20 protein-coding genes are annotated in these 18,040 nt (G+C 56.9%); 6 read left to right on the top strand and 14 right to left on the bottom strand.

Annotation, left to right across the window (positions count from 1 at the left end; genetic code table 11):
* Positions 1 to 38 precede the first annotated feature (38 nt).
* Positions 39 to 1,385, top strand: a complete 1,347-nt coding sequence (locus HAD_RS06430; protein WP_051595977.1) for a FliI/YscN family ATPase — start codon at positions 39 to 41, stop codon at positions 1,383 to 1,385.
* Here HAD_RS06430 and HAD_RS06425 read toward each other — a convergent pair.
* From HAD_RS06425 to HAD_RS06400, 6 genes are all read right to left on the bottom strand, one after another.
* Entirely contained in the window at positions 1,369 to 2,079 is a 711-nt protein-coding gene (locus HAD_RS06425; RefSeq protein WP_241765310.1) for a DUF1217 domain-containing protein, read from the bottom strand. The two genes, HAD_RS06430 and HAD_RS06425, sit on opposite strands and share 17 nt — an antisense overlap.
* Before the next feature lie 124 nt (positions 2,080 to 2,203).
* Positions 2,204 to 2,638: a flagellar biosynthesis repressor FlbT gene (locus HAD_RS06420; protein WP_035570052.1), complete on the bottom strand. Its 435-nt coding sequence runs from the start codon at positions 2,636 to 2,638 to the stop codon at positions 2,204 to 2,206.
* Positions 2,639 to 3,028, bottom strand: a complete 390-nt coding sequence (flaF, locus tag HAD_RS17845) for a flagellar biosynthesis regulator FlaF (RefSeq protein ID WP_051595976.1) — start codon at positions 3,026 to 3,028, stop codon at positions 2,639 to 2,641. It abuts the gene before it with no gap.
* Between the two features lie 69 nt (positions 3,029 to 3,097).
* A complete protein-coding gene (locus HAD_RS06410; RefSeq protein WP_035570051.1) occupies positions 3,098 to 4,345 on the bottom strand; it encodes a flagellin in 1,248 nt (415 codons plus the stop codon).
* A 146-nt stretch (positions 4,346 to 4,491) separates the two neighbouring features.
* Positions 4,492 to 4,872: a hypothetical protein gene (locus HAD_RS06405; protein WP_035570050.1), complete on the bottom strand. Its 381-nt coding sequence runs from the start codon at positions 4,870 to 4,872 to the stop codon at positions 4,492 to 4,494.
* Positions 4,869 to 5,189 carry a hypothetical protein gene (locus HAD_RS06400; protein WP_035570049.1) on the bottom strand — a complete coding sequence of 107 codons (321 nt, stop codon included), beginning with the start codon at positions 5,187 to 5,189 and terminating at the stop codon, positions 4,869 to 4,871. The genes HAD_RS06405 and HAD_RS06400 overlap by 4 nt, the downstream gene beginning before the upstream one ends.
* 121 nt (positions 5,190 to 5,310) lie before the next feature.
* Between HAD_RS06400 and HAD_RS06395 the strand changes: the two genes are divergently transcribed.
* Together HAD_RS06395 and HAD_RS06390 are read left to right on the top strand one after the other, a co-directional pair.
* Positions 5,311 to 6,720, top strand: a complete 1,410-nt coding sequence (locus tag HAD_RS06395) for a flagellar hook-length control protein FliK (protein ID WP_035570048.1) — start codon at positions 5,311 to 5,313, stop codon at positions 6,718 to 6,720.
* Positions 6,721 to 6,731: 11 nt separating this feature from the next.
* Positions 6,732 to 7,361, top strand: a complete 630-nt coding sequence (locus HAD_RS06390) for a flagellar hook assembly protein FlgD (RefSeq protein ID WP_035570047.1) — start codon at positions 6,732 to 6,734, stop codon at positions 7,359 to 7,361.
* A 32-nt stretch (positions 7,362 to 7,393) separates the two neighbouring features.
* Here HAD_RS06390 and HAD_RS06385 read toward each other — a convergent pair whose 3' ends face one another.
* The 8 genes from HAD_RS06385 to HAD_RS06350 form a co-directional block, all read right to left on the bottom strand.
* On the bottom strand, positions 7,394 to 7,966 hold the full coding sequence (locus tag HAD_RS06385; RefSeq protein WP_035570045.1) for a flagellar basal body-associated FliL family protein: 573 nt from the start codon (positions 7,964 to 7,966) through the stop codon (positions 7,394 to 7,396).
* Positions 7,967 to 7,981: 15 nt separating this feature from the next.
* Entirely contained in the window at positions 7,982 to 8,689 is a 708-nt protein-coding gene (locus HAD_RS06380; RefSeq protein ID WP_035570043.1) for a flagellar basal body L-ring protein FlgH, read from the bottom strand.
* Complete coding sequence (gene flgA, locus HAD_RS06375) at positions 8,686 to 9,087, bottom strand: flagellar basal body P-ring formation chaperone FlgA (protein ID WP_035570042.1); 402 nt, start codon at positions 9,085 to 9,087, stop codon at positions 8,686 to 8,688. Before flgA ends, HAD_RS06380 begins: the two co-directional genes overlap by 4 nt.
* Positions 9,088 to 9,092: 5 nt before the next feature.
* Positions 9,093 to 9,878 carry a flagellar basal-body rod protein FlgG gene (gene flgG / locus HAD_RS06370; protein ID WP_035570041.1) on the bottom strand — a complete coding sequence of 262 codons (786 nt, stop codon included), beginning with the start codon at positions 9,876 to 9,878 and terminating at the stop codon, positions 9,093 to 9,095.
* Positions 9,879 to 9,912: 34 nt separating this feature from the next.
* Complete coding sequence (locus tag HAD_RS06365) at positions 9,913 to 10,650, bottom strand: flagellar hook-basal body complex protein (RefSeq protein WP_035570039.1); 738 nt, start codon at positions 10,648 to 10,650, stop codon at positions 9,913 to 9,915.
* A complete protein-coding gene (locus HAD_RS06360; protein ID WP_156942185.1) occupies positions 10,650 to 12,212 on the bottom strand; it encodes a hypothetical protein in 1,563 nt (520 codons plus the stop codon). The genes HAD_RS06365 and HAD_RS06360 overlap by 1 nt, the downstream gene beginning before the upstream one ends.
* Positions 12,213 to 12,400: 188 nt before the next feature.
* Entirely contained in the window at positions 12,401 to 13,267 is an 867-nt protein-coding gene (motA, locus tag HAD_RS06355) for a flagellar motor stator protein MotA (RefSeq protein ID WP_156942184.1), read from the bottom strand.
* 39 nt (positions 13,268 to 13,306) lie between these two features.
* A complete protein-coding gene (locus HAD_RS06350) occupies positions 13,307 to 14,296 on the bottom strand; it encodes a FliM/FliN family flagellar motor C-terminal domain-containing protein (protein ID WP_084331799.1) in 990 nt (329 codons plus the stop codon).
* 67 nt (positions 14,297 to 14,363) lie between these two features.
* Here HAD_RS06350 and HAD_RS06345 point away from each other — a divergent pair, with 67 nt between their 5' ends.
* From HAD_RS06345 to flgK, 3 genes are all read left to right on the top strand, one after another.
* Positions 14,364 to 15,176: a flagellar motor protein MotB gene (locus HAD_RS06345; protein ID WP_051595974.1), complete on the top strand. Its 813-nt coding sequence runs from the start codon at positions 14,364 to 14,366 to the stop codon at positions 15,174 to 15,176.
* 82 nt (positions 15,177 to 15,258) lie between these two features.
* Positions 15,259 to 16,563, top strand: a complete 1,305-nt coding sequence (locus HAD_RS06340; RefSeq protein WP_035570032.1) for a flagellar hook protein FlgE — start codon at positions 15,259 to 15,261, stop codon at positions 16,561 to 16,563.
* Positions 16,564 to 16,590: 27 nt separating this feature from the next.
* A complete protein-coding gene (flgK, locus tag HAD_RS06335; RefSeq protein ID WP_035570031.1) occupies positions 16,591 to 18,039 on the top strand; it encodes a flagellar hook-associated protein FlgK in 1,449 nt (482 codons plus the stop codon).
* The last annotated feature ends 1 nt before the right edge of the window (position 18,040 follow it).

The following is an 18,040-nucleotide window of genomic DNA, read 5'->3' as shown; positions in this document are numbered from 1 at the left end:
TAGTTAACCGATCGACGCGTTTTGTTAGGATTTACACCATGCCGATGGGGACGGCCTCACCTTCGTTCACACTTTTTAGTCTTTGGGGCACCATCACAGACGTCGCCCCTGGCATGGTCCGCATTGCCGGTATCAGCGAACTTGCTGGTGTCGGCAATGAAATCGTCATCGAAAAACAGGGCACAAGCATTCTCGGGGAAATCCTTTCAATTTCCGGAGAGAGTGTCACCGCACTCCTTTATTCGCCCTGCGACGCAATCCGGATCGGGGATGCTGTCCAGATTCAGCAGGAACCCCGGATCGAACCCGGCGATCATTGGCTTGGCCAAATCATCAACTATCGCGGCGACATTACCGGCGCGACGGCACCGGTCGTTCCGCTACGCGCCACAAATCGCCGCCTGAACACGGCCCCCCTGCCCGCGCATGCCCGCCGGGGTATCGGTGACCGGTTGGCAACAGGCTGGATGGTGACCGATACGATGCTGCCGATTTGCCAGGGCCAGCGGCTGGGCCTGTTTGCGGGTTCGGGCGTGGGCAAGTCGACCTTCCTCGGCTCACTCGCAGCCGGACTGGAAGCCGACCGGGTCGTCATCGCGCTTATCGGCGAACGCTCTCGCGAAGTGAACGAGTTTGTCCGCAACGTGCTGCCGCAATCGATCATGTCCAAGACCGTCGTAATTGCCGCAACCGCCAGCGAACCGCCGGGCGCCAAGAAAAGAGCGGCTTATTGCGCTATCACAGCCGCCGAACATTTCCGGGATGAAGGGCACAATGTACTCTTCCTCTTCGACTCCATCACACGATTTGCCGAAGCGCATCGGGAAACCGCCCTCATGGCTGGCGAGACGCCGGCGCTGAATGCCTTCCCGCCCTCGACGGTCCGGGTCATTTCCGAACTTGCCGAGCGGGCCGGACCAGGCCTTGGCAACAAGGGCGATATTACAGCGATTTATTCCGTACTCGTCGCCGGATCTGACATGGAAGAGCCAGTCGCCGACATGATCCGCGGCATCCTGGATGGCCACATCATCCTGTCGCGCCAGATTGCCGAGCGGCAGCGCTATCCGGCGATCGACGTATTGCGATCAGTTTCCCGTGCCTTGCCACACGCCGCAACTGATGACGAAAACGCTCTCATTCGCCGCTGCCGGAAGACACTCGCGCTTTACGAAGAACTCGAGCCCATGCTGAGGGCGAACCTCTATGAGTTCGGCAAAGACGCAGACGGTGACAATTCTATCGCCCTCTTTCCAGCACTCGACGCCTTCATGGGCACAAAGAGCCCGGACGGAATTGCTGCAGCCTTTGAGGCATTGCTGTCCATCCTCGGCCCGGATGGGCAAGCCTCCATCCCGGAAGAAGAAATCAAGACAGAAGGCTGAGGAAAAGATTCTGGCTCGCCTGGCTGCCAACCCCGTTGCTGAGCAAGGTCAGGGCGGCGGAGGCCGACGAATAGGATGTAGACCCGTTCTCGATGGTTTCCATGGCCAGAAAACGATGGATCATCTTTTCCGTCACTTCGGGTTTTCCCAGATCCGAAAGGTCGCTGACCCCCAGAACCGATTGGATCTTTTCCTTGAAAATGTCCGCTTGCCGATCAAGATCGAGACTGCTGAGCCCATCCGGCAGATTGAAGGCGGTCTGCATGACTGTGCGAACCGGCACATCCCCAAGTATCCGGTAAAGGATTGCCTTGTCGCTGGACTCCTTCCCAGCAATTTCGGCAATCTCGGACTGGTAGTTCAACGCAAGGCGCATGGAATCATCGACATCGCCGACAGCTGTCCGGAACGACTCCGCTTCGAAATTGACGGCCATCTTCGCCCGCTGTGACGATGACGTGATGATCTTGCCATCAATCGGGGACAACGCCTCAGCAAATTTTGTGTACTTTGGATTGTTAAGACGCGGCAGGAACGTGCTTTCGGGGTCTCCGACCTCTTCCAGCGCCTTTCGGATAAATCCGCCTTTCCACTCTTCACCACCCAGGCCGAAAGCCGTCATGGTGACGCGCAGCAATCGCCTGTCCGCCATGAAATCGTCGACACTCATGGTCTGGGACAGCTTATCCAGCATGTAATCCCGGTCATTCCGGACCTGGGGAGAATCAGTGAAAGATTCCAACTGGCGCGAATACGTCGCCTGCAGGAATTTCCATCCACCAATTCCTGACAACGGGATGGCAGGCTGGAACATGATGTCAGGCGACCTTTGCCTGACGCAATGGCGCTGCGCCATTTCCGGGCAAGGCCAGGAGTTCCGCCTCGATCGGCATGATCTGGCGCAGGTGGCACATGGCTGAATAATAGTTGGCCCGGCCAATCATGGAACGAAGGACTGGGATCAGTTCCGGGTCTATGTGATCAAAAACTTCTTCAAGGCGCGCGCATTCAGCATCAATTGCTGGCACCGTCTCATCTTCCGAGAGATCACCGGTCACCAGAAGCTGGATCGCGTAGTAGATCTGCTTGACCGGCGTATCGACTTCCGTTGGATGCATGGCATCGCGGCAGCGAAGTACGCGGGCATCCCCTTCGACCACACGGATGCGAGCGGGTTTGTCACCATTTTCGAGGGTCGCACCATTGATGATGAATCGCTCACCCGGTGCCACTTTAAATACGAGACCCGACAATCAGACGTCCTCCCCGGCTATGTCGCTGGAAACGGCACCGCCAAGACCATTCATAATGGACTGGTTGATTTCAATCAGGTCAGCGATGTCGCCGTCGCCTGCCATGATTTTCATGCTGGTCTGACGGACAAATTCTGCGAGGTACAGAAGGCTTCGCTTCATCTCGTCCGGCAGGGCGTTGCCAGGTTGAAGCAAGTCGATTGCAATCGTTGTCCACAATTGCTGGTTCCTGTGAATGGCTTCTGCCCAGTCAGTTGGCTGGACATCTTCCGTGTCAGAAACCTCTTTGAGCGCGTCCGTAATCTGACGAAACAACGCAAATTCAATTTCTTTCTCCCCCGCGGTGCGTTGCTTGACCTCACCATACGCCTTGAAAGCCAGTGACTGCAAAACACCCTCCCCGGGTTTGTAGAAGTAATAGCCCGGGAACCTCCGTTGGCTCCCGGGCTATCTGTTATATTAGCGGAACAGCGACAGCAGAGTCTGCGGCGCCTGGTTAGCAATGGACAGAGACTGGACACCCAGCTGCTGCTGGACCTGAAGGGCCTGCAGTTTGGCCGAGGCAGCTTCCATGTCTGCGTCCACCAGACCACCGATACCGGAAGTCATGGAGTCGACCAGGGAGCTGACAAAGTCAGTCTGGTTTTCGATACGGGTCTGCGAAGAACCGAAGCCAGCTGCAGCATCAATCGACGTCTGAAGCAGGGATTCGATTGAGGTCAGAGCAGCCGTTGCACCGGCATCTGTGGTCACGTCGATCGAAGAGACGTTGCCAAGACCGCCAGCGCTCGTGCCAGCCGTACCACCGGTGGCGGAAGCAGCCGTCAGCGTCAGATCATCGCCCGAGTTGTTGGTGATCGTGATCACGTCGTCGGCGCGGGAAACCGTGTAGTTGGTCTCGCCCGTGGCAGCAAAGAAGGTGCTGACCTGATTTGCCAGGTTCGCAGCAACCGAGTTGGCGCTGTCATCCGTACCGGCCACATATTCGAACGTACGCTGGCCAAGGTCATTGGCAGCACCCGAGTCGTCCAGGACGAGGCGATAAGAATTGCCGTCGGCCACCGAAGCAATCGTGATCGCCTGGGAACCGCCATCAGCAACTGTCGCTGCCGTACCGGCATTCGTACCACCATTGTCGATGATCGACGTGTCGGTAACAGCGGTGCCGCCGAAGGTTGCGCCCGTTGCGGAGTTGCTGATCGACAGGTCATGACGTGCAACATCGATGAAGGCTGCCGAAACGGTGCCCGAAGAGCTGCGGTCAAGCGAAGACAGGATCTTCATGTCGGCTGAGGAAGAACCGTCAACCAGGTTCAGGCCATTGAACTGGGCAGCGCCAACAACGGAGCTGATGTTTTCACGAATCTCACCGATTTCAGTCTGGATCTTCGTACGGTCAACGTTTGCACCCTGAGCATTAACGATCAGGTTTTTCATGTCCTGGAGAAGCTCAGTAACCTTCTCGGAGGCAACACGAGCAACGCCGACGGTAGAGGAACCGAGGTTCAGGGAGTCGGAGATCGTCTTGAAGCTTTCCACGTCGGTCGACATGACAGTCGAAATAGCCCAGATCGCCGAATTGTCTTTGGCGCTGGAAACCGTCTTACCTGTTGAAATCTGGTTTTGGACCGATGCGAGATCTTTGTTGATATTGCGCAGCGTGTCGAGCGCGACCATCGCGCTATTATTAGTCAGAATACTGGACATTTGTTATACCCATCCCTCAAGGTACGTGGCCTGCGAACGGATCGCGGCCGATTGAATTGCGTGTCATCCTGACTGCGGAAATCCGCCAACCCCTCCAGGTTGCAGGGAAACGAATACAATCTGGTAGTGTACAAGCAGTTAACCAGTCAGGCTTTTTTCAGGAATTGCCCTGTGACTTCGGTAAACGCGACCTTGCCACCTGTTTGCGTATAAGATCCGACATAGGCGTTCGCGTGCTGCGACTCGAGTCGTTGAATGGCGCGCCGCAGACCGTTCTGTATGGCTTCGAAGTGAACGGCGTTCTCCTTTGCCATCGAAACAATGTCCATCATATCACTCTGATAGGCCCCCGGCACGACACTCGGGTCGAGCGATCCGAAGGCCGTCTCGAGCGCATCCATCGCAGAAAGCTTGGTCTCAGCCAGTGAGAGGGTTTCCCGGGCACGGCCCGCGAGAAGATATTGCTGCTCCAGGGTCAGCGTTTCTTTCAAACCGTCGATTTCGTTCTGAATGGAAACCTGGTTCATACCACGTCATCCTGTTGTGATGATTGACCCGCCGCCACCGTGCGGTCCACCGCCTCCCCCAGCCCCATGGGATGGGTCTCGGCAAGGTCGGCAGCGATCGATTCGATTACGTAGCGCGAGAAAGTTTCAGCCGCCTGGCCGCCGTCCTGAGAGAAAGCTTTGTCGAGCCCCGCATAAGAGAGCATCTCGGTCCACAGCATCTGTTCGAAACGTTTGCCGAGATCGGACGCCTCAGATGCCCCCTGCCCCAATGGGTTGCGCTCTGACGCGTCAGGCGCCTGAGCAACATATGCCTGGAAAGAAACAGGCTGGGACATCTAATCCTCCGAGTCCGGATTGCCGCACAAATATTTATCGCAACGGCATGTTCGTTAACGCTGTTTTCATGTCCTTTGGTTGTAACTTGGTTAACATTGGGACGGGGAATCGTAACCGATCATGACATTTCTGATTGAACCGGGCCTGGCGCTTAAGCAGACAAACGCAAAGCCCGACCGCGCGGAGTCGAAATCCCCAACGGGCGGGTCCGGCGACGCGTTCGCGCGGTCGCTGCAGCAAGAACGCGGTACAGACAGTGGCGCGAAGGCTGAGTCCGCACCACAAGGCAAAACAACCGACACAGAACAAACCCGTCCGCAAACTTTGCCTCCGCAGGATCGTCGGAACGATGCCACGGCCGAAAGTGAAGTGATTCTCGAAACCAGCGAGCTTGAGTCTTCCGATGAGATAACGACTGACGAAACGGCGCTGAACGGCACAGATACGCGTATAGTGCAGAAGCGCGACAACAATCCCGACACCGCAGACTTTTCAGAACAGGATGAAGATGACGCTGCGCCGTCACTTGCTGGCGCGCTTGCGGCATCCGAAGACGCTACGAAACTGCCCACGGACCCTGAAACATCAAAGAGCATGACGATCGAATCCGCGTCCACCGGCAATCCTGAAGTCCATGTCGACACCCGGCCGGAGGACACGCCTCCTGCACCTGAAGTTCAAGCGATGACCGTTCAGGCGGCAGGACAGGATGAGGTCAAACAGGGCACTTCCCGCACATCCGATAAAGACGCGCTCGTGAAATCTACCATTGAGGTCCCTGGCTCAGCCGCCGCGAAACCGGATGTACCAGATACCGCAATCACGCACTCAGCCGGCACGACTGAAAGCAACAAAGATGTCGTCCCTGATGACGGCGCGAAGTCCCCGGAAGAGGACGGGACATTCCTGGCTGAACTTTCAGATGGTTCACCGGAAGTCAGTTCAGATACCGGAAAGACTGGCGCGATCGATCAGACCTCCCCTGCCCCTGACGGCAGTCCCCAGCTCGCCGCGTCTGCGCTGGGTACCTCGCCTGCGCCCCAACCTGCTTCACAACCCGTTCAGTCACCGGTGCAAATGACGCCGACGAATGCGGTGGTGACGGCCAGCCCAGCCGAAACTGTGAAGATCATTACAGACGCAGTTGGATCTCCGGATGACACGCCTGACCGCATCACCGTGCAACTCGACCCTCCGGAACTTGGGCGTGTGTCGATCGATTTCAAATTCGATGCCCACGGCATTCAACACGTCACGGTGACCGGTGAATCGCCGGAAGCCATGAGGCAACTTCGCCTCATGCATTTCGAACTCACACAGGCCCTGGAACGGAGTGGGCTATCCAGCCAGAACATGACGTTCCAGCAGCAACAATCCGGTCACCAACAGTCTCACACACCCGCATCTGGTCGACTGTTCGAGAATATTGGTCCCGCTACGGACCCAACGCTTCTCACCTCGGCAACCCTCACCGCAGACTCCATCCGCCCCGCCCGCTCGGCGAGCGGTGGACTTGATATCAGACTGTAAGGAATTCCCACATGTCCGACGTATCCGGCGCCACAACCCAAACCATCGGCAGTGAATTCAATTCATTCATCAAGTTGCTGACCGCACAGATCAGGAACCAGGATCCTATGTCGCCGATGGATTCGACCCAATTCGTTGACCAGTTGGCGACCTTCTCGACGCTGGAACAACAAGTGGCCTCTAACTCTCACCTGGAAAGTATCGCCGGAATGATTGGTGGACTGCATTCCAGCATCCTCGCCGGCCAATGGCTGGGGGAAACCGTCGCCGTCGACACGTCCTGGGCACCCTATTCCGGCGAGGGCGTGGACTTTGTCGTCGATATCCCGGAGTCAACGGACGAAACCATCCTGAAAGTCCGCGATGCAAATGGCAATGAAGTCTGGTCGAAGACGCTCGATCCGGAAACCGGCCGATACACCTGGAATGGCGAAACGTCCGGCGGAACCGAACTCGCCGAAGACGGCGTCTATCAGTTGGAATTGCAGATGTATAAGGACGGCGAGTTGCAACGCACGACGTCCCCTCGCCTGATCGGCACGGTGACAGGCGTGACCGCAGATGAAACAGGCACAATGCTGCTGGAAACGTCGCTAAACCTCACGACCGAAATGGCGAACGTCGAGAAATACAACCGGTAGGAGCGGTCTGAAGCTTCTGCCCTGAAACAGGATCAAAGGTCCTGTTGGGCAATATCCACAATCAGGACATTCTGAATACCGGATGGCACAGCCTTCTGCAGGTTCAGCAAAACCATGGCACGGATGGTTTCGTAACTTTCCACATCCGTCAGGCTCTCGAATGTCCGGCCATCATTGCTGAGCTCGATCAGCGTGGTCATGATGTTGTCCCGGATCTTGGGCTCCATTGAGAACAGTTTCTGCGAAACGCTGGAGTCCGCTTCCAAATTGATGTTCAGGATCACGAGGCTCGCGACCTTGCGGTCATGCATGATGGGCACAATGAATTCGCGGGTGAATTTGAAATAGACGACATCCCCCGACGCGTCACCTCCACCATGGCCGCCACCACCGTGACCAGCGGATTCCTTTTTTGCCCCGTGGGAATCCTTTTTCTTCTCGCTGCCATGGCTGTCTGCTGCGCCATGACCATCAGCCTCTTTTTTCGAGTCTTCATGCGCAGCCGTACTGGCCGCTGCTGATAGTCCCGTTTTCACAAAATGCCCTGTGATGCCGCCGATGAGAATGCAAACGACAGCAACCACTGCAGAGATGACATGCTTCATCTCGGTCTCCCACCCCTAGAATGGCAGCACCTTGTCCAGAAATTTCGGTACGGCCTTGCGCCCGTTGGGACCGGTTGTGTCACCCTGATTGACATAGGATAGCTGGGCATCGGCGATCTTGTCATACGTTACAGTGTTGGTCCGGGTAATGTCCTGGGCGCGGATAACGCCTGAGACGCTCAGATAGCGGGTCTCGTTGCTGACCCGTGTCTGCTGATACCCCTGAATGATTAAGTTCCCGTTCGGTTCGACACCAACGACACGCGCTGCAAGTGTGAACGTCACTTTCTCGGCCCTGTTGACGGCGCCGTTGCCCGCCATGTTTGAGTTACGCTGAAAATCGATTGCCGGAGACACGCTTGCCGATCCCGGCAGGGCGTTGTTCAGTATGTCCGGCAAGCCAAGCAGCGCATCGATACTCATGTCCTCGCTGGATCCGCGGCTCCGGGACAGCGAGCTTTTAAGGCTGGCCTGATCATCCATTTCCACAACGACCGTCAACAGGTCTCCCACAGCCTTGGCACGGCGCATGCTGAGCAGCGCGTTTGCAGACGTTGCCCAAAGAGACGGGTTGGGTTCTGTAACGGCGTCCATATCGACCCCCGCCCCTGCCCAGGGTCCGGCATAGAGCGGAACCGGTTCCGGCTTCGGATCGGACAGGGGAGAGCCTGCGCAAGCGGTTGCGGCAGTGGCGAGGAGTACCGTCGAGATAAAATGTTTCATTGTGCCAGCACCCATCCGCTTTCCTGAACGATGCCCTGCACCATCTGTTTTGATTGTTGATTCAACACCGTCACAGGGTCATTGACCCCTGCATCTCCAAGGGCCCGGCCGGAGGCGGTAATCTCCAAACCGCCCTTGATGTATTTCACAGAGACAACCTGATTGCGCCGCACCAGCACAGGGGCCCGCGTGTTCTCAAACGTGATCGGCTTTCCGGCATAGACTGTCCGCAGCACTTCGCGGCCGACCAGAGGATCGCCAGAGGCATTCTCTCCCTCTTCGGTGGTTGCGTTATAAGTGGTGACAGGATCGCCGGCGCGGATCACTTCCGCCGCCACGAGGGAAGACGACCCTGCGAATAGCGTCATCATTCCAAGACTGAGTGCGAGAACAGACATCGTGATTATTTCACCCTCGTCGTTGCGGCGAGCATTTCATCGGAGGCCGTGATCACCTTCGAATTCAACTCGTATCCACGCTGGGCTTCGATCAGCTCCGAGATCTCCTTCACCACATCGACGCCAGATCCTTCAAGAAACCCCTGCCGGATAAAGCCTGCACCTTCAGTACCCGGCACTTGCTGATTTGGCGTGCCTGAAGCCTGGGTTTCACGGAACAGGTTGTCGCCCATTGCCTCCAACCCCTTCTCGTTCACGAAGCGGACCAGCTGAATATTTCCAATGGCCTGCCCTTCCGTAACGCCCTCAAAATAGGCGACTACTTCGCCATCCCGGCTGATTGAGATCTTCTGCGCGTCATCCGGGATGATGATCCCGTCCGTCAGCGGGAAGCCATCCATTGTGACGATCTGGCCGTCCTGCCCGCGATTGAACTTGCCGTCCCGCGTGTAAGCTGACTCGCCGGATGGGAGCGTAATTTCAAAATAGCCGGATCCATCGATAGCGAGGTCCAGCTCCGCATCAGTTGGATTCAATGCCCCCTGCGTCAGTTCCATCGAGACCGTTGATGGTCGAACACCAGTACCAATCTGAATGCCCGCGGGAACCAGCGTCCCGACCTGCGACGTCGATGTGCCGGGTGTCAGGTATTGCTGATAGACGAGATCGGAAAATTCCGCAGACCGGGGCCGGTAGGCCGCAGTGCTCATGTTCGCGATATTGTTCGAGATGACATCGACCCGCATCTGTTGCGCGGCCATCCCTGTCGCGGCGATTTGTAGAGATTTCACATCCTGCTCCTTCTCTTACCTGCTGCTTCTTCTATTATCCGTTACGAATTGCACTGATGATCTGGCTGACGCGCTGATCTTCACGCTCGAATAGGGCCTGGCCGGCTTCATAGGCGCGCTGCACTTCGATCATGCGCGCAACCTCCAGCACCGGCGAGACATTGGACTGCTCCAACGCGCCCTGAACGATCTCATTGTTTTCCGCAGGCCTGTGACCGTCGGGCGCTGAAAAATAGGAGTTTGAATCACGTACCAGCGTCGCTTCTTCATCAACGGTGACCACGCCGATCTGACCAACCTCTTGCGGTGGCAGACCATCCCCCGAGCTGACCGTCACTGTGCCGTCCGCAGCAACGCGGATCTCGCTTGCATTTTGCGGAATATTGATCGGTGCTCCAGCGGCGCTCAAAACCGCGCTGCCGTTCATGTCGACCAGTTGTCCGTCAGTAGATAGCTGGAAATGCCCCGCACGGGTCAGGCGCTGCCCTTGCTCTGAATTGACCAGAAAGAAACCGTCGCCCTGAATGGCGAAATCCATTTCCCCGCCGGTAACCTTCAGCGCCCCTTGCGACATTGCAAAACTATGTCCGGCCAATCCGCCCATGGAGAGCGATGACGACTGAGATCCGGTCGCGACAAGGAACTCGCCGAAAAGAGCGCGGTCCGATTTGTATCCGGTCGTGCTGGAGTTTGCGAGATTGTTCGCGACAACCTGCATTTCCTGCATCAGGCCCTGCTGACGGCCGAGCATGGCGTAAATGGCGTTCGACATTAGTGCGCGCCTCCGGTGACTTGTTCTGAAGAAAGATCTGATTTGCCGAGAACAGATGCGACCTTCGCCATTGCGACCTTGGGCCGTACCGGCATCGCCAGATCCTTTGCGGTCTCACGCATGGCGAACACCCTCTCCGCACGCTGCTTTTGCACAGGATCAGTCAGGCGCGCGGCCGCGTCGTAGATCGCATCCGAAACCAGCCAACGACCGGACGCCGCATCAAGCTCTATGAGAGCCAGAACGGTTTCCGGTTTCAGATCCAGCCTCTGTTCGTACACATGCAGGCCGGCGGCATCTCCCTTCCGGATCGCACTTTCTGCGGCCAGAAGATTGAGAGGTGCGTTATCAGGGTAAGCCTGGGCCCAGTTTGTCACGGCGTCAAAGTCACCGCTTCTGAACTCAAGACCCGCCAATTCCGCAATGACTTCATCGTCCGCCTCATCCCGCCGCATCAATACCCGGGTCAGAGAAACAAGACCAAAGCGCACCGCCAGAGAGGCGCCCGACCGATAAAGCTGTGTACGCTCAGGCGCCGCCTCAAGAATGCCGGGGTCGGAGACCAGCGCATTGATTGCCGCCAGGTTGCGGAGCCGGTTATCGCTGGCCAGGTCGCGTTCCAGTCCGCCAATGAATTGGCGGCGGATCTCCTTTTGGGCTGCCGGGTTCTGCAACGCCGGCATCCCAGAAAGTTCCAGGATTGGCTGATAGTGCGAGCTGCCACTCAGTTCCTGCAATGCATATTGGAGGCTGGCTGCAAGCTCCCGATCATTGCCGGTCTGACCGAACTTTTTCATCAGTTCCCCCAGCAGGATTTCCTCATGCAATTCGCTCAGGGGCTTGTTGTGTCGCATAAGCACTGCAAGCGCCTGCTCCTGAAACAGGGGTTCACTGAGGAAGGCCCGCACAGACTTGTCCGCGTCCGGGCGGTTTTCTCCAAGGTCGATGATGGCTTTGACGAATTGTAGCTGCGACGCCTCCTTCACCTGATCCGGTGTAAAATCAGCCAGGAGTTTGACCGGAAGAATACGTTCTCCGCGCTTGTCGAGCTGCGGTACGACTATTGCGGCAAGGTCCGCACGCAGCCGGAACGGCAATTTCCGGAAGCCGTTCAGGTTTTCGCTGAATGTCTGAACGCCCGCGTCCTGATCGTTTGCCAGCAGCGCAGCTCCAAGCCAGACGCCCGCCTCCGGGCGGCACTCCGCCAGTTTGCGGAAATAGTCCACATCTGCGGCCGACCGGTTTTCCATCAGGCTCGCAACCTTGCGGTATGCCGCTGCGACCGGTCCGGATGCCGACTTCAAGACCATACCGGATTCAGAATAGAGCCCAAGCGCCAAATAGGCTTTTGCGAGCTGTATACCGTCCAACCCAGGCGCGTCGCCGGGCAGCCCGGACACGTTCTCCTGGAACGTGTAGATTTGCTGATAGCGGTCGAACCGCTCAAACGCATCAAAATCGAGTGGATAAGGCCCTTCACAGTCTACTTCCACCGGGAAAGGCGCCGCCTGCCTCATACGCACACCCGTGGGCAGGCTATCCTGCGCCACACTGTCGTCCATTTCCGGTTCCGCCTCCCCTGTCGGGGTCAGCAGGCCCTCGTCAATGGCATCGCGAACGAACTGATCGAGTTCGTTCGCAAGCTGAGTTGGCTGCCCCGCTTCCGGTCCGGATACAGCATCAGTGTCATCAAGCGCGAGCGAAGCTGGCGCGAGTAAGCTGCTGAGCAGAAGGAGGAGGCAAAGCCGCTTCATGCTGCCTTTTTAAGCTCCCGAATTGCCTGCTCGACATCGTCGAAAGTCGGACGAACCCGTGCCGGGGCATGACGGCGAGCCACCTCAACCGAAATGTTGACCGGGTTGTGGTGCAGGTTGGAGACAAGGAGACCGCCAATCGTCGCGTAGAAGAAATGTTCTTCCGTACGATTGTGCTTCACCTTGTTGGCAAACGGACCAACGATTCCGTAAGCGAGAAACACGCCAAGAAAGGTCCCGACCAGAGCGCCGCCGATCATTCCGCCCAGAATTTCCGGCGGCTTGTCAATTGCGGCCATTGTCTTGATCACACCAAGGACAGCCGCAACGATCCCCAGCGCCGGTAGCGCGTCTGCCATATTCTGAAGGGCATGAGCACCGTGCAGGCTGTCTTCCTGCAGGCCTTCGAGCTGTGCTTCCAGCAACTCCTCCACCTGATGAACATTATCGAAGTTCATGATCATCGAGCGGATGGTATCGCAGATCATCTCGACCGCAGAGTGATCCTTCAGGATCTTCGGATATTTGGCAAAAATATCGGACTCGTTCGGTGCTTCAATATGCGGTTCAATATCTACCGGGTTCTGCTTGAGCACGTTCAACAACTCATGCATCAGGCACAAGAGATCCTGATAGTCCTGTTTTTTCCATTTCGGCCCTTTGAAAACCGACGCAATGTCGCCGACCGTGTGCTTGATGGTCGTCAAATCGTTGGCCGCCAGGAAAGCACCCAGCGCTGCGCCCCCGATCATCATGCCCTCGAAAGGAAGAGCATGAGTGATAATTTCCATCTTGCCGCCGGCCAGAAGGTAGCCACCAAACACCATGGCAACCGTCACCAGCATCCCTATAATTGCATTCACTGCTCAACTCCCCTCAAGCAATCCCAGTACGGATGATTGCTATGAATCCACGATTTCCTGCGCAAAGGTTTTCGAAATCGGCGTCTTCAGCTTCAAAGCCCTCTGACGTTTCCAGACGCCCAATTCACCGGTACCGATATCGACACACCCATTGATCGTATCTGCGGACAGCGATAGCCGCCCCCCATCCGCGCCAGCGAGCGGCAACACGGTGCCGACTTCCAGCTTGGCGCATTCACCAATTGTCAGAGACAGGCGGTCCAGCACAGCGTCCAGCATCGTTGTGGATGCCAGGATGCTGTTGTTCAGCGATCTTTGGCTCTGGTGCCTGCCTTGCCCCTTCCGGTCAGAAGCGGCCCGCTGACTTGAAATTACGTATTGTTGTATGAATTCAAAGAAATACGCGAACCAAACGCTGGACACTTCATCATCCATCTGGAGCCGGTATTCCAACAACAGGTATCGACTGGATGTCTCGAAACGACCTGCGGCACCGCTCGGATCTGGCGCCGAGGACGCCCCCTCTTCCGCATCGAACAGGTCGGCTGTGACCTGATGACAGAGTTCCAGCCCGGCCTGCTCAGCGAGCAATTTCAGAAAGAGCGGCGAGGCATCGCCAAGACTCTCAATATCCTGATTCATCCGGACGGCCGCATTGCGGATGGATCCGGCCGCGTCCAATGCAATCCCGGCCAGCCCTGGTGAAGTTGCCGCGGAATAGTAGAAGCCGCTTTCCGCTTCCAGCTTCTGCTGGGCCTCTTGGCCGTTCACAACCCGGCGGCTGGCGAGCGAAACTTCCGGTCGTATACCATAGGTGTCTGCCGCCCAATCCTGGGTGCAGGCCTGCAACTGCAGCCAGAAATGCTGCAGTTGCATTATGCTGGGAGGAATGCCCGCCCCAGCGTCGATCTTTTTCCGCAGAACTGCAGACACAGTTTGCCACCTATTAAAAAAACGTACCGTCCCGTTAACCAGTGATGGTGGGTGACCGGTTGAAAAACCATTAACAGCCCGGGGCAAGTTAACCATCGGCTCCGCAGCGTTCCTTCACGGCTGTCTGGTAGAAAGCCCCTACTGCCTCAAATGGTTAGGGTTAATGAGTAGCAAGCAACAGCCAATCGTCTACACGACAATCATCAAGCGAAAGAAGGTCGTCAAAGCTGACGGGCACCATGGTGGTGCCTGGAAAGTTGCTTATGCCGACTTCGTCACCGCAATGATGGCGTTCTTCCTTCTGATGTGGTTGCTCAACGCCACGACAGAGGAACAGCGCAAAGGTATTGCCGACTATTTCAACCCGACAATTCCGATCAGCCGCATTTCCGGTGGCGGATCAGATGGCCTGAATGGCTCATCCATTTTTACAGAAGAAACCTACGCGAAAATGGGAACCGGCGCATCGCGGTCGAAATCCATCGACTCGCACGGGACGAAAGACAAAACAGACGAACGCGCCATTGCCGCACAGCTTGAAGACCTGAAAAAAGGCCTGACTGAAGACGGTCATCAGATTTCAGAACACATGCTGATCAAGATGTCGCCGGAAGGCATCGTTGTGGAGATCACGGATTCGGCCAAAACCCCACTCTTCCCGGTCGGCTCCAGCCATCCATCCGAGCTTCTGGCGGATCTCATGGGACAAGTTGCTGGCTCGTTCGGCAGCTTTGAAAACCAGGTGAAGATTGTCGGACATACAGACAATCGCACCTATAGGAATGCCGGCATTTACGATAACTGGAACTTGTCCGCAGATCGTGCCAACACCGCGCGGCGGCTCCTGGTCCGTTCAGGCATGCCAGCTGACCGCATCCGGGAAGTTTCCGGAAAGGCCGCCTCCGACCCCCTGATCCCCGAAGACCCTGCGGCCCCCCAGAACCGCCGGATTTCGATTACCATTCTGACCCAATAAATTTATACGGTTAAGCGGGGTTATCTCGTCATTAACCAACGAGAATTACTCATGGTTGTGTCACTTTGCAGGAGCAACCGACATGAGCATTTCTTCGTCCCTGAACGCGGGTGTGATGGGGTTGGGTGTCAACTCCGCCCGTCTCTCGACAATCTCCGACAACATCGCCAACTCATCGACCCTGGGCTACAAGCGCAGCCAGGTCGACTTCTCGAGCATGGTGCTTCATCAGCGGTCATCCGCGTATGCGGCTGGCGGTGTGCGGGTCGACTCCTTCAAGGACATTGCTGCAACGGGGCCGCTCACCTCGACCGGGAATGCCACTGACATTGCGGTTACTGAACGAGGCCTCTTGCCGGTGACGAATGAAGGCGGAATCGGCGCTGTTCCTTCCGAGCGTTCGCTCATGCTCCTGCCGACTGGATCCTTCTACCCCGACCAGAATGGTTACCTCCGCACCCAGAGCGGTATGTTTCTGCTTGGCTGGCCTGCCGACTCTTCTGGTGACATCGGGAATGTCAGCCGCAACAGCGGCCTGAACCTTGAGCCTGTGAACATTGCAACGTCACAATTCACGGCGTCACCGACAACAAGCATGGAACTGGGTATCAATCTGCCGGCGGACGCAACCACCACGGGCGGTTCTGGTGAGCCCTATTCCCTGCCAATTGAATATTTTGACAATCTCGGCCGTGCCCAAACAATGACGATGGAATTCACTCCAAACGTTCCAGCTTCTGGATCGTCAAACGAATGGGACGTTCAATTCTTCGATAGTGCCGGCGATCCTGTTACATCTCTTGGTGATCTGAATCTTGTCTTCGACGACACAGCATCGAATGGTGGCCGGATCGCATCGGCAACGGCCAGCGGAGGGGTTAGCTATGATGCGGCCACCGGCAAGTTATCAATGACGCTCGAACATGGACCCATTGATGTTTTCATCGGCCGTCCGGATGACAGTGCAGGGATTACCCAGTTGGCTGGCCCCTACTCTCCAACTGCGGTGACCAAGGACGGCGCTCCGCTAGGGGATCTGGCCTCCGTCGAGATCGACGAGAACGGCTACCTGCAAGCTATCTATGACACGGGTCTTCGCCGGACACTCTACCAGATTCCCGTCGGTGACGTGCCGAACATGAATGGTTTGACTGCACTCGATGGACAGGCTTATTCGGTCTCTTCTTCGTCCGGAAGCCTTTACCTCTGGAATGCGGGCACCGGCCCGGTTGGCACCGTTGCGGGCTACTCGCTGATGGAATCAGCCACCGATATTGCCGCTGAACTGACCGATCTCATCGAAACACAACGGGCCTATTCTTCAAACGCGAAGATTGTTCAGACCGTTGATGAGATGCTGCAGGAAACCACCAACCTGAAGCGCTGATCCACGCTTGAAGGGGACGGCACGTAAGTGACCATATCCAGCGCCATCCAAGCGGCACAGTCAGGCCTTCGGATCACAAGTCTGAAGGCCGACGTTGTCGCCACGAACGTCTCGAATTCGACGACGGCGGGCTATGTCCGCCGTTCGCTCGTTGTGGCCGAGAATGTCCTGGGCGGCTCAAGCGCCGGGGTCAAGTCCGTCGGCATCTCCCGGGCGGGCAACGAAGCCTTGTCAGCCGAACGTCGTTCTCTCGGCAGCGATCTTTCACAGGCCGATCTCTTCGCATCGACCTGGAATACGATTTCTGCCCGTGTCGGGAATACAGCGGACGGGTCCGGCCTGTTCGGTCTCTTCTCCAATTTCGAGAGTGCCCTGTCCAATCTGGCAATATCACCGGAGTCCGGCTCGGACATGGCCGCTACGCTTCAAGCGGCCAGTTCCCTTGTCAATGAATTCAACGCCCTCTCCGATTTTGCCACAAACCTTCGTGCAGAAACGGACCATGAGATCGGGATCGGCGTCGACACTGTCAATGCGGCCTTGAAGGGCATTGAGGACATCAACGGAAAGCTCGCCAGGGTCGACCGCACCAGCGGTCAGGCAGCGGCTCTGATAGACGAACGTGGCCGCCTGCTCGACCAGGTTTCAGAATACCTGCCCATACAAACTGTACCGCGCCAGAGCGGTGGCATCGACATCGTCACGCAAGAAGGCGTCTATCTTCTGCAAACAAATGCCAAGCAGATTGAATTTACGCCCTCTACCGTATTTGGCCCGTCACAGACACTCGCTGGCGGGGGGCTGTCTGGCCTGACGGTCGCAGGTATCCCGATCACGCCTGGGGCCTCCTCTTACGGCGCCGTTTCAAGCGGCATGTTCGGCGCTCTGTTCACGCTTCGCGATTCCGACCTTCCTGCTTTCAGCGACCAGCTCGATACGCTAGCGGGTGACCTCATTGCCCGCCTGTCCGACGATTCCATCGACCCGACGAAAGCACCGGGTGCACAAGGCCTGTTTGTCGACTCAGACGGTTCGGGCGACCCGGGGCTTGCTGGACGGCTGGCACTCAATCCAGCGATCGATCCCGACCAGGGTGGCAGTATGTGGCGGTTGCGAGACGGCATTGGCGCCGTCAGCGAAGGCCCGTCCGGGAACGCGACAACGCTCCAGAACATGCTGGACGCCATCACAACCGTCCGCCCAATGAATTCTGGCGGATTTCAAGGCAGTTATTCTTCAAGCGAACTGCTGGCTCAGTTTGCCTCGACAACCGGACAGAAACGGATCAGCCATGAAGCGATCGTCTCTTCCGCCTCTTCGCAATACACGATCATGGCCGAAGCCGAAGTTTCCGAAACCGGGGTCAATGTCGACCAGCAAATGCAGGATCTGCTGATCATCGAGCAGTCCTATGCCGCGAATGCCCGAGTAATTGAAATTGCAAGCAATATGATCGACCGGCTGATGGAGATCTGAT

It is taken from the genome of Hyphomonas adhaerens MHS-3 (assembly GCF_000685235.1).
Lineage (GTDB): Bacteria > Pseudomonadota > Alphaproteobacteria > Caulobacterales > Hyphomonadaceae > Hyphomonas > Hyphomonas adhaerens.
The sequence above is the reverse complement of the archived record's forward strand: the minus strand, read 5'-3'. Positions and strand labels throughout refer to the sequence as shown.

Coding starts and splice junctions, on each gene's coding strand:
- HAD_RS06430 (WP_051595977.1), top strand. CDS start 39: ATGCCGATGGGGACGGCCTCACCTTCGTTCACACTTTTTAGTCTTTGG.
- HAD_RS06425 (WP_241765310.1), bottom strand. CDS start 2,079: ATGCTGGATAAGCTGTCCCAGACCATGAGTGTCGACGATTTCATGGCG.
- HAD_RS06410 (WP_035570051.1), bottom strand. CDS start 4,345: ATGTCCAGTATTCTGACTAATAATAGCGCGATGGTCGCGCTCGACACG.
- HAD_RS06405 (WP_035570050.1), bottom strand. CDS start 4,872: ATGAACCAGGTTTCCATTCAGAACGAAATCGACGGTTTGAAAGAAACG.
- HAD_RS06400 (WP_035570049.1), bottom strand. CDS start 5,189: ATGTCCCAGCCTGTTTCTTTCCAGGCATATGTTGCTCAGGCGCCTGAC.
- HAD_RS06395 (WP_035570048.1), top strand. CDS start 5,311: ATGACATTTCTGATTGAACCGGGCCTGGCGCTTAAGCAGACAAACGCA.
- HAD_RS06390 (WP_035570047.1), top strand. CDS start 6,732: ATGTCCGACGTATCCGGCGCCACAACCCAAACCATCGGCAGTGAATTC.
- HAD_RS06385 (WP_035570045.1), bottom strand. CDS start 7,966: ATGAAGCATGTCATCTCTGCAGTGGTTGCTGTCGTTTGCATTCTCATC.
- HAD_RS06380 (WP_035570043.1), bottom strand. CDS start 8,689: ATGAAACATTTTATCTCGACGGTACTCCTCGCCACTGCCGCAACCGCT.
- flgA (WP_035570042.1), bottom strand. CDS start 9,087: ATGTCTGTTCTCGCACTCAGTCTTGGAATGATGACGCTATTCGCAGGG.
- HAD_RS06365 (WP_035570039.1), bottom strand. CDS start 10,650: ATGTCGAACGCCATTTACGCCATGCTCGGCCGTCAGCAGGGCCTGATG.
- HAD_RS06360 (WP_156942185.1), bottom strand. CDS start 12,212: ATGGACGACAGTGTGGCGCAGGATAGCCTGCCCACGGGTGTGCGTATG.
- HAD_RS06350 (WP_084331799.1), bottom strand. CDS start 14,296: ATGGTTAACTTGCCCCGGGCTGTTAATGGTTTTTCAACCGGTCACCCA.
- HAD_RS06345 (WP_051595974.1), top strand. CDS start 14,364: ATGAGTAGCAAGCAACAGCCAATCGTCTACACGACAATCATCAAGCGA.
- HAD_RS06340 (WP_035570032.1), top strand. CDS start 15,259: ATGAGCATTTCTTCGTCCCTGAACGCGGGTGTGATGGGGTTGGGTGTC.